The sequence below is a fragment of the Nonomuraea insulae genome (genome assembly GCF_042656245.1).
This window is the reverse complement of record NZ_JBHSPA010000022.1, coordinates 225,588-239,170: the sequence shown is the minus strand read 5'-3', so window position 1 is coordinate 239,170 and position 13,583 is coordinate 225,588. Positions and strand designations below refer to the sequence as shown.

The 13,583-nt window shown below is 66.0% G+C and carries 8 protein-coding genes and 1 pseudogene; 4 read left to right on the top strand and 5 right to left on the bottom strand.

The window, feature by feature from the left end; genetic code table 11:
- Positions 1–185: 185 nt before the first annotated feature.
- Positions 186–641, bottom strand: a complete 456-nt coding sequence (locus ACFPZ3_RS17030; protein ID WP_379515077.1) for a MarR family winged helix-turn-helix transcriptional regulator — start codon at positions 639–641, stop codon at positions 186–188.
- Between the two features lie 57 nt (positions 642–698).
- On the opposite strand from ACFPZ3_RS17030, the gene ACFPZ3_RS17025 reads away from it, so the two are divergent.
- Entirely contained in the window at positions 699–1,478 is a 780-nt protein-coding gene (locus tag ACFPZ3_RS17025; protein ID WP_379515076.1) for an alpha/beta fold hydrolase, read from the top strand.
- A 2,204-nt stretch (positions 1,479–3,682) separates the two neighbouring features.
- On the opposite strand, the gene ACFPZ3_RS17020 is transcribed toward ACFPZ3_RS17025, so the two are convergent.
- Positions 3,683–4,399: a JAB domain-containing protein gene (locus tag ACFPZ3_RS17020; protein ID WP_379515075.1), complete on the bottom strand. Its 717-nt coding sequence runs from the start codon at positions 4,397–4,399 to the stop codon at positions 3,683–3,685.
- A gap of 1,373 nt (positions 4,400–5,772) precedes the next feature.
- The gene (locus ACFPZ3_RS17015) at positions 5,773–6,489 is read right to left on the bottom strand and encodes a GntR family transcriptional regulator (protein ID WP_379515074.1); all 717 of its coding nucleotides are present in this window, start codon (positions 6,487–6,489) and stop codon (positions 5,773–5,775) included.
- Between the two features lie 684 nt (positions 6,490–7,173).
- On the opposite strand from ACFPZ3_RS17015, the gene ACFPZ3_RS17010 reads away from it, so the two are divergent.
- The 3 genes from ACFPZ3_RS17010 (at position 7,174) to ACFPZ3_RS17000 (ending at position 11,131) form a co-directional block, all read left to right on the top strand.
- A complete protein-coding gene (locus tag ACFPZ3_RS17010) occupies positions 7,174–7,620 on the top strand; it encodes a GNAT family N-acetyltransferase (protein WP_379515073.1) in 447 nt (148 codons plus the stop codon).
- A gap of 853 nt (positions 7,621–8,473) precedes the next feature.
- Positions 8,474–9,391, top strand: coding sequence for a 4-hydroxy-tetrahydrodipicolinate synthase (gene dapA / locus ACFPZ3_RS17005; protein ID WP_379515072.1), 918 nt, complete (start codon positions 8,474–8,476; stop codon positions 9,389–9,391).
- Positions 9,392–9,445: 54 nt separating this feature from the next.
- The gene (locus ACFPZ3_RS17000; protein ID WP_379515071.1) at positions 9,446–11,131 is read left to right on the top strand and encodes a ribonuclease J; all 1,686 of its coding nucleotides are present in this window, start codon (positions 9,446–9,448) and stop codon (positions 11,129–11,131) included.
- A 636-nt stretch (positions 11,132–11,767) separates the two neighbouring features.
- Here ACFPZ3_RS17000 and ACFPZ3_RS16995 read toward each other — a convergent pair.
- Positions 11,768–12,547 carry an ABC-2 transporter permease gene (locus ACFPZ3_RS16995; protein ID WP_379515070.1) on the bottom strand — a complete coding sequence of 260 codons (780 nt, stop codon included), beginning with the start codon at positions 12,545–12,547 and terminating at the stop codon, positions 11,768–11,770.
- A gap of 300 nt (positions 12,548–12,847) precedes the next feature.
- A pseudogene (locus ACFPZ3_RS16990) lies at positions 12,848–13,498 on the bottom strand (ABC transporter ATP-binding protein); the annotation flags it as partial.
- Positions 13,499–13,583 lie beyond the last annotated feature (85 nt).

Below are 13,583 nucleotides of genomic sequence, written 5' to 3'. Positions count from 1 at the left end.
CGGGCTCACATGGTCTCCGTGTAAGGGGATTTCACGTGCTCACGGAGCCATGTTCTACGGCAACGCGGCAACCACGCCGCGACCGTTCAATCGGGGCAGGCATTTCATGGCCCTGCCTGCCCGTACCCGGCAGGTGTCATCCCACCGCACGCCACCTGCCGGGTATGCCGCACGTCTCAATCCGCTCAATCCATGTCGATGTCGTCGAGGAGTCGCAGGAGGCGCGTCAGCACGTGCAGGCAGGCGTCGACCTCGGCCTCGGTCAGGTCGCCGCCGACCTGGCGCAGTACCGCGTGCTCACGGTCGATCACAGCGGTGATGGCCGCACGCCCCTCCGTGGTCAGCCGGATGAGCGAGGACCGCTTGTGCGCCGGGTTGGCCACGAACTCCACCAAATGCCGCGCCGCCGCGTCATTGATCATGCGCTGTACGAACTGTCGACTCAACGCCTGCGCCCGCCCCATCTGCGGGACGGTCATGGGCCCTTGCTCACGGAGCATGTTGAGCACGGCCCGTACCCCCACCGACAGTCCCTCGATGGGCGCGTCCTGCTCCACCTTGCGCTGAGCCCGCCGGTACAGCGGCCCGACCAGATCGAACACCTCAGTCAGCCGATCGGTCAGCTCTCCAGCCCCACTCACCCCTCCATTATGACACCTGAGTTGTCATTCAAGGCCAATAATGACACCTTAGTTGTCATGAACGATCTGTTCTGGCTCGACACCGGCACCGGCCGCCCCCTCGTTCTCCTGCATGGCGGCTTCCTGGACCACCACATGTGGGACGACCAGATCCCGGCCTTCGCCTCGCGCTACCGCGTGATCGCCCCTGACGCCCGAGGCCACGGCCGCTCCGCCAACGCCGCCGCCCCGTACCGGCTCACCGACGACCTCGCCGCGCTCCTCCGCGAGCTGAACACAGGCCCCGCGATCCTGGTGGGCGTCTCCATGGGTGCGAGCCTCGCGGTCGACACGGCACTTGAACACCCGGACCTGGTCAGCGCCGTGGTCATCACCGGCGCCGGCACCAGCGAGCCGTACTTCACCGACCCCTGGACCACCCAAACCATGACCACCTGGCACTCGGCGATGGCCGCCGGCGACCTGGACGCCTCGATCGAGGCTTTCACCCTCCTCGCCGTGGGCCCGTACCGCACCATCGACGACCTCGCCCCCGACACCGTGAACCGCCTGCGTCACATGGCCAGAGGCACCATGTCCAAACACGCCGTAGGCGAACCGAGCCACCTCATCCCAGTACACGACACCTGGAACCGCCTCACCGAGATCAAGGTTCCGGTACTGGCCATCAACGGCTCCATCGACTCACCGGACCACATCGGCATGGCCGAACGCCTCACCGGCGCCGTCGCCAACGGCCGCACCTTCTCCATCGCCGGCACCGCCCACTACCCCAACATGGAACGCCCGGACACCTACAACAAGCTCCTCGAAGACTTCCTCCACACCCTCCCGTAACGGAGGCGCCCTCAGGAGCGCGCAAGCTCGTTACGTACCTCCTGAGCAGCGGCAACGCAACTTCCCCTAGAACTGAATCTCCTGTGTCACCCCTGCCCTGCCGCCACACCAGGCATCGCGACCACTGCGTTGCGTTCCCCCCTCCGCCATGAATCGTCGCTTTGAAGAGGGCATGCGCGGTGGCTGTCACAAGGACGTTAATGTCGGCTGCGGCTGACAGCCTGTGCGGGGCTGCTTACGGCGAGGCAGCGACGAGCGGACCAAAGGCGATCTCCCGGAGCCCAGCCGCGTCGTGCATGGACATCCACGCCTGTCAGCCACCCTGAAGCCCCGAAGAACCCCGAAGCCGTTCGCAGACCCCATTCCGCCTGTCGCCGCCAGCCTGACTGACCACCTCTCCCGCCGCCGCCGACGGGCACGACCCGCTGTCGCACTGCTCCGGCAAGGCCCCCATCGTCTGCACGGCCTCATTGCCCGATCGCCCGAATTATCGCCACAAAGAGAATAGCCCTCTACTACACGCCCGCCATGTGGGGGAGTGCAGGCCGACCCTTCAGATTCCCCGCCGACTGGGCTGGCCAGACGTTTGAACCGTCGCCAAGTGCCCGATGGAAAGAGAACCCGCATCCAGACGGAAGAAATGGTGACGGCCATCGCGGTCCTTTGAAGACGCAGTTCAGAGGACAGCAAGCGCGATGGCCGCGGACAACAGTGTGCCGCCTGAACGGCCGTTGGTGAAGGGTTTCATGACCGGTGGCTCCGACTTTCTGTTTCGACCCCGGTTCGAAGGCCGCGAACACCCCCAAATGCCGCCGCCCGAGCGCCCCTCCGCCTCGCCGCCACCGAACAGCTGAAGCTCCACCACACCCCGCCAACTCGACACTGCACAGCCGGGCCGTACCAACTGGACGTCGTACGGCGCCGTTGCGCCAACCGGAACCGCACAGTTGACTTGTGCCGATCGGGTGTCGCTCCCGCTGGGGCGCGCCGACCGGACGTCGCCCCCGCTGGGGCGCGCCGATCGGACGTCGTACAGCTGCGTTGCGCCGGCTGGACGTCGTGCGGCTGGGGTGCGCCGGCCGGAACCGCGCAGTTGTGTTGCGCCGATCGGGTGTCGCTCCCGCTGGGGCGCGCCGATCGGACGTCGTACAGCTGCGTTGCGCCCGCTGGACGCCGTACGGCTGGAGGCTGTGCCGACTGGATGCCGTACGGCAACCTGCGCCGAATGGACGTAGTACTGCTGCGCTGCAAGCAGACAGGGTTTACCCCTGCGCCGCCGCCGGGCGGTCTCCCGCCGCGTTGCTGAGCGTCGCCCGCCTGGCCTGTACCTCGGCGTACGAGCGCCAGCGTCGCTTGCACTCTGCCACCGGAAGAGCGCACCCTCCCGCCGCCCTGCACCCGGACGGGGCGTAGCGTCCCGTCGTGCTTCCCACCGGGCAGGCGGAGTCTCGTGCCGTACGCCCACCAGACGGAGACGGGGCGCCGGTCCACCGTACTTCTTGCCAGATGGGGGAGCCTCGCGCCGTGCCGCCACCGAACAAGGGTGCGGTGTCCCGCCATGCTTCTCGCTGGATGGGGGAGCCTCGCGCCGTGCCGCCACCGAACAAGGGTGCGGTGTCCCGCCATGCTTCTCGCTGGATGGGGGAGTTTCGCGCCGTGCCGCCATCAGAAGGGGCAGTTCGTGCTGTGCCGTCACCGAACAAGAGTGTGGTTTCCACCGGGCTTTCTCGCCGGATGGGGCAGTCGCCGTGCTGCCATCGCTCGGATACGGTCTCCGCCGCGGTGTCACCGGACGGGCGTAGCCTCCCGTCCGGTGACAAGGTGCGGCCGGGGACCCCGGTTAACGCCATGCCCACCGCATATTGCGACCGGACACCGCTGGCGATGGCGCGCTCACGAAGCCGCGCCGGACGCACCAGTGTCTCCGCATGATCCCGGACGATGCGCCTGCTCAACCTCGAAGTGGCCTCCACTCGAGGAAATAAGCCTTCGCCCGAGATCGGTGCGAGACCATGGACGTGGCCCCGTGCTTACCAGGGGACATGGGGCCACGCCAAGACGAGTAGTAACCGGCTGACGTCCGTGACGGCCTACCCGCGCCATTAGGTTCTCATGGTCATCCGTTGGGAAACTGCTGTTCGGCGCTATACATGGGATCATTCCCTTTGTGGTTGGCTGGGCTCGTCATCCGCGCTGGAATTGGTTTAGGTGGGAATTCGCCTCCAGGCCCCTTCCGTAATGATGAGGTGGTCGAGGAGTCGCAGCCCGACCGTCTGCGAGGCCTCCACCAGCCTTGCCGTGGCCTCCAGATCCTCCGGGCTCGGATCGAGTGACCCGCCGGGATGATTGTGGGCAAGCCCGAACATGGCCCCGCCGGAGGTGAGCACTTCAGTGATCAGCTCACGTACGGGCATTGCCGTGTGATCGCTCCCGCCCTCCGTCAGCACCGCCCGCTTCAGAATCCGCCCGCCGGTGTCGCACACGATCAGGATCAGCCGCTCCTGCGTCCAATCGTGCAGCAGCGGAGCGCACGCATGCGCCAGGTCGGACGTGCTGCTGATCCGCTCCCGCTCGGGCCACGCCTCCGCCCGGCGTACGAGATGGAAGGCCGCGGTCACCCGTGCGGCCTTCGCTGGACCGATTCCGCGCACCGTCAGTAAGCGGTGCGGCTCGGAACGACCGAGCGCATCGAGATCTCCGCAGTGCGCGATCACCTGGCTGGCCAGGTCAAGTGCGCTCGCCCCCCGAAACCCCGAACCGAGCAGCACGGCAAGCAGTTCCCGGTCCGCCAGCGCGGCGGCACCAGAGGACATGAGCCGTTCGCGCGGCCGGTCGCGTATGGACAGGTCTTTGACTCGCATCGGCAACCTCCGCAACTGTTGTATCAACGCCCACCGACAATCTCTGACCTGCACGTTCACGATGAATCTTCGTTGTGGTATGTGAGCAATGCCCCATCAAGCCAGCGAATCGCCACGCTGCCGCAGCGGCGGCCACGACGAGCCGGCAGACCAGTCAGGCGCCTCGGCAGGAGGTCAGGTCGACGGCTCTGCGGGCGAGCGGATCATGGCCCGGCGGGCCAGCGGATCGACGGCCCGGTAGGCCAGCGGATCGACGGCTCGGTAGGCCAGTGGATCGACGGGACACTGGGCTCGCGCAGCTCGACAGGAAGTCGGTCCGTTGGGGATGACGTCCCGCCGAGCGCTGTAGCAGGAGGTGCGGGCCAGACCGTATTGTCCGGCCCCCCTTGACTCCGTCGCGGGCGACCCGGGCGACCCGCTTGTGCTGAGTAGAGCTTCTCCGCTCCAACACCGGCTCTGTCCCTGGTAGAAGCCGTATGGCGGGATCTCCCGGTGGGACGCCACCTGCCGAGGCGGTAAGGCACCGTGGCGAGCGGCAAGTCGCGGACCAGCAGGGCAACGGACCAGCAGGGCGACGGACCAGCAGGGCGACGGACCAGCAGGGCGACGGACCAGCAGGGCGACGGACCAGCAGGGCGACGGACCAGCAGGGCGACGGACCAGCAGGGCGACGGACCAGCAGGCCGACGGACCAGCAGGCCGACGGACCAGCAGGCCGACGGACCAGCAGGGCGACGGATCAACAGGGGGCGGCACAGTGGCAGGGCGGGGCGGTGGCTGGGCGGGGCGGTGGCGGGGCGGTGGAGGGGCGGATCGGCAGGCGGGAGAGCAGCAGGATGGTGGAGGGGTGGACTGGTAAGGCGACGGCGGCCGGGAGGAAGAGGGCAGGGCGGTTGGAGGCGTGGGCCGGCAAGGAAGAGCGGCAGGGCGCAGCAGGAGGGGTGGGGCGGCGAGTCAGTAAGTTCCTGGTCTTTTGACTGGGAAGTCCCAGGGCTCGTGCTTATGCGACTATTCCGACATTGTGGGCGAGCACGTCGTCACCGACTCCGTCGACGTCCAGTGCCTTGCTCCATGCTGCTGGAGCCGCGTACATCATCACCGATCACTCGGCTCCAGGCCTGCCACGGAGGAGCCGGTTACGTCGTCACAAATCCAGCCACCCTTGAGCATCACGCCCGTCATGCTCATGCTGCCGGCGCCCGTCCGTCTCAAGACCGACGCGATCGCGCAGCGACGCCGTGCGGCTCCTGCCGCCCCAAGCACGCACCTCGTCAGTCGGGGCGGTACGCAGCGTCCTTGCGGGGACAGACCCGGTCATGCTCATTCCCCGCAGATCCGGCGAAGCCCGCCGGAATCGGAGCTTCGAGGGTTCGCCTGGAAGTGGTGCAGGTGGGGGCTCCGGACGAGAGGGCCCTCGCCCGGAGCCCTCAGCCCTAAACAGGCATGCTGTACGTGACCCGGAAGCGATCGCCAGGGATAACGATGTCGCTGGTTTCCACGGGCCGATCGCCCGCCCAATGGGTACGTTCGACATGCAGAACGTGCACGCCCGCCGCCAGATCCAGCGCATCGCTCTCCACAGGGCGGGGAATGCGCGTCTGTACGCTTTCCACGATCTCAGTGATCTTTATGCCATGCGCGTACATCCTCGCGATCAGGCTCCGCCGCTCCTCATCTGAATGTGGGACGAACTCCCGCAGTTCGTAGGACGTGGCAAGCTGCAGCGGCCTGCCGTCCCCGCGGAAGACGTAATGCGTTTTGGTCAGCGTGGCAGATTCCGGCAGGCGCAGCCGTCTGCCGATGTCGGGGCCCGCTTCGGCCGGTTCACTGTGCCAGTCCCATGTCACACGCCTGCCTTGGGACTGCAGGTCGGCGGCGAAGGGGGCAGGGTGATCCAGGAAACGCCATCGGTGGAGCGGTGTTAGATCGGGGCGTTCTCTGACGTAATGGCCCGAGCCCACTCGGCCGATGATGAGACCCTCGCCGGCGAGCACGCGCAGCGCGTGACGGGCGGCGGTCTCGCCGACCTGATACTTGCGAGTCAGCTGCGCCCGAGAGGGAATCGGCGCGCCTGGGGGAAGGGTGCCGTCGGTGATCTGTCGCCGGATGTCTTCGACGACACGCAGGTAGACCGGATCTGAGGTGGCCACTAGTCCATCCCTGGGGGTTCGTGTGAGGCGTTGCCCCATGTTGCCGTATTCGGCAGGTAACCGACCGTCATCGATGACAGCTGGAGCCCCAACTTTGCGATGGCGGAAAATTATCGGCGAAACCCTGTAACGCCGATGTAAGGGGTGCCGATTCTCCGGTAGAGGTCGTCGATGTGTGTACCCCCGAGCACATATCGGCGACCTCTTCCATGTCCGCCTCCTGGCGCTCCGTTGCTCGACGGCCATGAATCCCCTGGTCGAACGGCGTTTTCGTAGGGCTTCGCGAGGCGTTTGGAACGCCGGTACGGCCGTGTCGATCCGACTCACCATGCCCGCCTCGCGCTCCCACCACACCGCCTTCCTTTGCCACACACCCTTCCTCATGCCATGCCGTTGCGACGTACGGGGGTGGGCTCTTTGGCGAACCCTCAAGTATCTTCAGCTCGGTCGATGGCTGATCCGATCATGAAATCCGATGAGCGGGTGTCGTTCGTTGATCACCGAAGTGCCCTCTGGACGTCAAGCGCAAGTGGTCTCCTGATCTCACTGCCGAGTGGCCGTACCCCAAGAGCCACCTTCTTCCTAAGTTGTGACGTCGAAGCCATGTTCACGTTCCATCTGGCCATGTCCTTGTGTCGCCGAACAGTGCCAGGGCTGTCCCGCGCTATCGCCAAGAGGAATTCCATGATCGACATTGGTAGGCTCCGTCCATCCGACCGGGACGTATGGGAGGACTTGTTCCGCGCGTACATCACCTTCTACGAGAGGGTCGAGCCGGACGACATGTACGACCGGGCCTGGCGCGAATTCCAGTCGGACACCCGATTGCACGCCCTCGGGGCGAGGCTGGACGGGCGGCTCGTCGGCATCACACATTTCCTCACCCACGGGAACACCTCGGCGCCCGACACCGACGTTTGCTACCTGCAGGACCTGTTCACCGCTCCGGACGTACGGGGTAGAGGTGTGGGGCGGGCGCTGATCGAGGCCGTCACGGACTGGGCTCGGGAGCGCGGCTGCTCCCGTGTGTACTGGAACACGCACGAGTCGAACAGCACAGCGCGCCGCCTGTATGACAAAGTCGCCGAGAACCGTGGCTTCATCCGCTACCAGATCGAACTGCCGAAGTAGCAGCGGATCGACGGCAACGCCGGCGGCGGCAGGCCGATCTCTCCGAAGTGGCCATGTCTGCTCCAGTACGCGCTGACGTGGCCAACCATGCCCCGGAATCTCCCTGCTCAAGAGGCGCTGCCAGCTTTGGGATGCGGCACCGGCCACGGCAAGTGAGGGCCGTGGCGTGGCGCTTGAGGTGTCGGCAGCGCTGCCTGGATCCTGCCGGTCGAGGTGCTCCACCGGTTCTCGCGCTCCACCGGTTGTGAGACCGTACTCCGCCGGTTGTAGTGCTTCGCGGGCGTTCTGATGGAGCACGGTGCTTAGCGGTGGATCGTTCCAAGTGTGGTGCTTGGCAGATTTCTTACGGTTTGAGGCGTTAAGGGCCATCTGGTCTCGATATTTCAGGCTTCGATGGCTGTACGTCGGGCATCCTGCGGGATGTGCTGCTTGAGGAAGTCGGCTTCTGTCCGGACGGCGTAGCGCTGGAGCGCGCGATGGTCCCTCCTTCGGAGGTGCGAGGACGGCCGAGGCTCTCCTCGCCGGGTGAGGCGCCATCCGCGAACTCGCATGCCCTCCCACCAGTGGTGATCGAGTGATGCTGGCGGCCGGAAAAATCGCTGGACCTGCAGACCTTCCGGTGAACCGAGGCAGTCCCTCTCTCGAGTACGCTTTCCAGGCACAGCACGTACCGTATTGGCTTGATCCGTTCGGCTCGACTGGCCAGTGGCGATCAGTGATGCGGCCTCGAGGCGGGCTGTGGCGCGGCTTGGCGTCCAGATGTTGGCGAAAAGGGGTCAAATTACCGGCTCCAGGCAGGCGAAGCGGGGTGGCGACGTCCAATGGATTTCTGAATCCAGGTAGCGTTCGCACTATGGCATTGCCAACTGGAACCGCCGATGCGCCCTTCGGCCGTATGCTGACCGCGATGGTCACGCCGTTCACCTCTGACGGCGAGGTCGATTATGTGGCTGTGCGACGCCTTGCCACCTATCTGGTGGACGAGCAGCGCAATGACGGCTTGATCGTCAACGGGACGACCGGTGAGTCGCCCACCACCTCGGACGAGGAAAAGCAGCGCATCGTCAGCGCCGTTCTCGAAGCGGTCGGCGACCGCGCGACCGTGGTGGCGGGAGCCGGCACCAACGACACCCGTCACAGCATCGAACTCGCGAAGCAGGCCGCACGGGCCGGTGCGCACGCCCTGCTGGTGGTGACGCCTTACTACAACAAGCCTCCGCAAGAGGGGCTGTATCGGCACTTCACCGCAGTGGCCGACGCGACCGATCTTCCGGTGATGCTGTACGACATCCCCGGACGTAGCGGCGTACCGATCAAGACGGAGACCTTGATCCGGCTGGCGCAGCACGAACGTATCGTGGCCGTGAAGGACGCCAAGGGTGACCTGTTCGCCGCCAGTCAGGTGATGACCTCTACTGACCTCGTCTTCTACTCCGGCGACGACCTGCTCAACCTGGCCTGGCTTTCGCTTGGTGCGGCCGGGTTCGTGAGCGTCGTCGGACACGTGGTGGGCGCCGAGTTGGCGCGCATGATCCACCTGCACAAGAACGGCGACGTCGCCCAGGCCCTGGCCGTACACAGCCAGGTGTCTCCCGTGGTAGACGGAATCATGCTGCGCGCGGGCGGCGCGATCATGGCAAAGGCGGCACTGAGCATGGTGGGGGTACCGGTCGGTTCGGTACGTCTGCCGCTCGTGGACGCGACAGAGAAGCAAATCGCCGAGCTGCGTGCTTGCCTGGTGGCCGGCGGGGTGAAGTTGACAGACGCATAGGAACGGGGAGGAACCGGGAGTTTTGAGAACAAGATCTGACCGTGGGGGCCTGGCATGAGCCATCCGCATCCTGAGCTTGGCCCCCCGCCGACGCTGCCTGAAGGCGGCCTGCGCATCGTCGCACTCGGTGGGTTGGGGGAAATCGGCAGAAACATGGCCGTCTTCGAATATGACGGCCGCCTGCTGGTCGTCGACTGCGGGGTACTGTTCCCCGAGCCCGATCAGCCGGGTGTCGACCTCATCCTGCCCGACTTCGAGTACATCAGAGATCGGCTCGACGACGTCGAAGCCGTCGTACTGACGCACGCCCACGAGGACCACATCGGGGCGGTGCCATATCTGCTGCGCGAGCGGCGCGATATCCCGCTCATCGGCTCCAAGCTCACACTTGCCCTGATCGAGGCCAAGCTGACCGAGCACAGGATCCAGCCGACCAAACTCGAGGTAATCGAGGGCGAGCGGCACGTATTCGGGCCTTTCGACTGCGAATTTCTCGCGGTCAACCACTCGATCCCCGACGCCCTGGCCGTCGCCATCAGGACGCCTGCGGGCATAGTCCTGCACACCGGCGACTTCCGCATGGATCAGTTGCCGAGCGACGGCCGTCTCACCGACCTCGGCGGGTTCGCCAGACTCGGCACTGAGGGCGTCGACCTGCTGATGTCCGACTCCACCAACGCCGAGGTGCCGGGATTCGTCACCAGCGAGCGGGAGATCGCGCCGGTCATCGACGAGGTGATCCGCACCTCCGAACAGCGCGTCATCGTGGCCAGCTTCGCTTCGCACGTACACCGCATCCAGCAGGTCATGGACTCCGCCGCCAGGCACCGCCGCAAGGTTGCCCTGGTGGGACGGTCGATGGTCCGCAACATGGGCGTCGCCCGCGACCTCGGATACCTCAAGGTGCCGCCGGGTCTCATCGTCGACTCGCGCGATATCGAGGAGTGGCCGCCCGAGGACGTGGTGCTGATCTGCACCGGCTCCCAGGGCGAGCCGATGGCGGCGCTGTCCAGGATGGCCAACCGTGACCATCCCATCCGCATCGCCGAGGGCGACACCGTGCTGCTGGCCTCGTCTCTGGTGCCAGGGAACGAGACGGCGGTCAACAAGGTCATCAACGGACTGACCAGGTGGGGCGCCCGGGTCGTACACAAGGGCAACGCCAAGGTGCACGTCTCCGGCCACGCGGCCGCGGGCGAACTCCTGTACGTCCTGAACCTGACGCGCCCCTCGAACTTCATGCCCGTGCACGGTGAGTGGCGTCACCTGCGCGCGCATGCCAGGCTGGCCGCCCTCACCGGCGTGCCCGAGGACCACATCGTGATCGCCGAGGATGGCGTCGTGGTGGACCTGGTCGACGGTCGTGCGAAGATCGTCGGCGCGGTCCATGCCGGGTACGTCTACGTCGACGGCTCGTCGGTGGGAGAGATCACCGACACCTCGTTGAAGGACCGGAGGATCCTGGGCGACGAAGGATTCATCTCCGTGGTCATCGTGGTCGACTCCAACACCGGCAAGCTCACCGCCGGTCCGGAGATCCACGCGCGGGGGTCGGGTATCGACCCCATGCAGTTCGACGAGTTCATACCGCAGATCGAAAGGGCACTCGCGGAGAAGGCCGCGGACGGCGTGGTCGACATGCAGGAGATCCGCAGGGTCGTACGCCGTACGGTGGGGCGCTGGGTGAGTGACACCTATCGCCGCCGACCCATGATCATCCCTGTGGTGGTCGAAGTCTGAGCCACCCGACGGTACGGCAGGCGTCCGCGTCTGCCGTACCTGCGGAGGGCGCCATGCCCGGTCGGTATTCGGTTGCGCTGGCGGTCTGTGCAGCACGTGGCCATGGTGGGCTGTTCGAGGACTCCGTGGGATGCGAGGTTGCGCGGGTGTGGCTGTGAGGAAGTTGGCCTGAACGAGCTGCGCCAGCGGCGAGGCCGTGGTGTTGCTCTGAAGTGACGGCTTGCGGCGGAGTTCCTCGATGGCATGGGTGTACGGGGGCTTTTGCGATCCCTTTGGGGGAGGAGTCTCTGGCGGTCTGTCTGTCTGGTTACTGACAGGGTTACGTTGTGCCTTGTTGGTGTGGTGCATGGGTGGCCTCCCAGCCGGATCGGTATTCGGTGTCGTGGGCATCGGGGTGTGGTCGGCGGCGGACTCCGGTAAGAAGGCGGATGATGCGCCGAACGCTCTGTCACGCCTGCCGGAGCGGGAGGCCGAGGTTCTGAGGAATAGCGACGTGGTGACACCGGGATGGATCTGGTGACGTCCAGCAGAGCAGTGTGATTTCGCACCCGCTCAGCGATGTTTGCCGAGGTAGGCATCGCGCGTCGAGATCGTTGATCCACCACTCGGCGGGACACCACTCGGGATCTTCATGTGTCAGGCGTCCCTTCGGCGTACCAGCCAGGTGGCAGCCAGTAGGGGAACCGCCGCGTAAGCGATCATGACGGTGGCGGCTGCTGCGGGAGGCAGGAGCGAGCCGTACACCGAGGTGGTGATGATGTCGCCGGTGATCTCACGCGGTAGTGCGCCGATCATCAGCGAGCCGAGGCGTTCGCTCCACGGCTCGGGGACATGGCCGATGATCATGGGAACCACGTAGACGAGGCCCACGATGAGGGCTATCGCACCTGCGGATGAGCGCAGGAGAGCGCCGAATCCCACGCCGAGCAGCGCGAACAGCGGCACCGTGAGGCTGAGGGCGATCAGGAGCGGAAGGCGGTCGCCGAATGGGGTGGTGTACGCGCCGGAGAAACGGTCGCCGAGCACGACTCGGGTCACGAAATAGGTGCCGAAGACTGCCACAGTGCCGACTACCAGTCCCAGAGCGCCGACGATCAGGGACTTGGCGGTGAGGACAGGCCAGCGACGGGGGACGATGGACAGGGTTGTCCTGATCAAGCCCGTTGCGTACTCGGATGTGATGGCGAGGGTGCCCAGGATGCCCATGCAGAGCTGGGGAACTATTGCGAGCACCTCCTCCAAGTCCGCGATCTGGGCGATGGGTTGTCGTTCAGGGGGAGCGGAGTCGTACATGCCGGCGGCCATGACGGCGAGTGCGAGGCCCAGGAGGACCGTGCCGAGACTGAGGCCGAGGATCAGGTAGGTCGAGCGGACCGAGCGGATCTTCAGCCATTCAGAGGAAAGGACGGCTTTCATCGGGTGGCTCCGTTGGGTGAGGGCGGCTTTCACTGAGTGCGTCCGTGTTGGACGATGGGGGCCTTCGTCAGGAGGCTCCATTGAGCGAGGAGGACCTTCACTGGGTGGCTTCGCGGGGCGAGGACGACCTTCACTGGGTGGCTTCGCGGGGTGAGGGCGGCTTTCGCTGGGTGGTTCCGTATTGGATGGGAGCGGCTTTTGCCGGGTGCCTCCGTTGGACGAGGACGACCTTCACCGGGCCGCTCCGTATTGGACGCTGTCGGTGGTCAGGGCCATGTAGGCGTCTTCCAGCGATGGGTAGCGGGCGGTCAGCTCGGTTACGGTGGCCTCGGTGATGAGCTTGCCGCGGCCGACGATGACGATGCGCTCGGCGGTGAGGGCCATCTCGCTCATGAGGTGGCTGGAGAGCAGGATCGTCCGCCCCTCGGCGGCCAGTGAGCGCATTAAGTCGCGGATCCAGCGCACGCCGTCGGGGTCGAGGCCGTTGACGGGCTCGTCGAACATCAACACGCCTGGGTCGCCGAGCAGAGCGGCCGCGATGCCGAGTCGCTGTTTCATGCCGAGGGAGAACCCGCCAACCCGCTTGCGCGCCACGTCCGAGAGACCGACCTGCTCGAGCACCTCGGTCACGCGCGTGTGGCCGATGTCATTGGTGCGGGCCAGGCAGAGCAGATGGTTGTAGGCGCTGCGTCCGCCGTGCACCGCAGTCGCGTCCAGGAGCGCTCCGACCTCGCGCATCGGTTTGCCGAGCGAGGCGTATCGGCGCCCGTTGACAAGGACCCGGCCCGCGGTCGGCGCGTCGAGGCCGAGGATCAGGCGCATCGTGGTGGACTTGCCGGCGCCGTTGGGGCCGAGGAAGCCGGTCACATGTCCGGGCTCGACACTGAAGGACAGGTCGTCCACGGCGAGAGTGCGGCCGTAGCGCTTGGTGAGGTGCTGGAGTTCGATCACGCCGTAAAGGATGCGGGAGGTGGGGTCGTCGGCGCGTCGGACTACGGTTCGAACCTCAAGGTCAGACCCTGGGTTGACGTGCGCA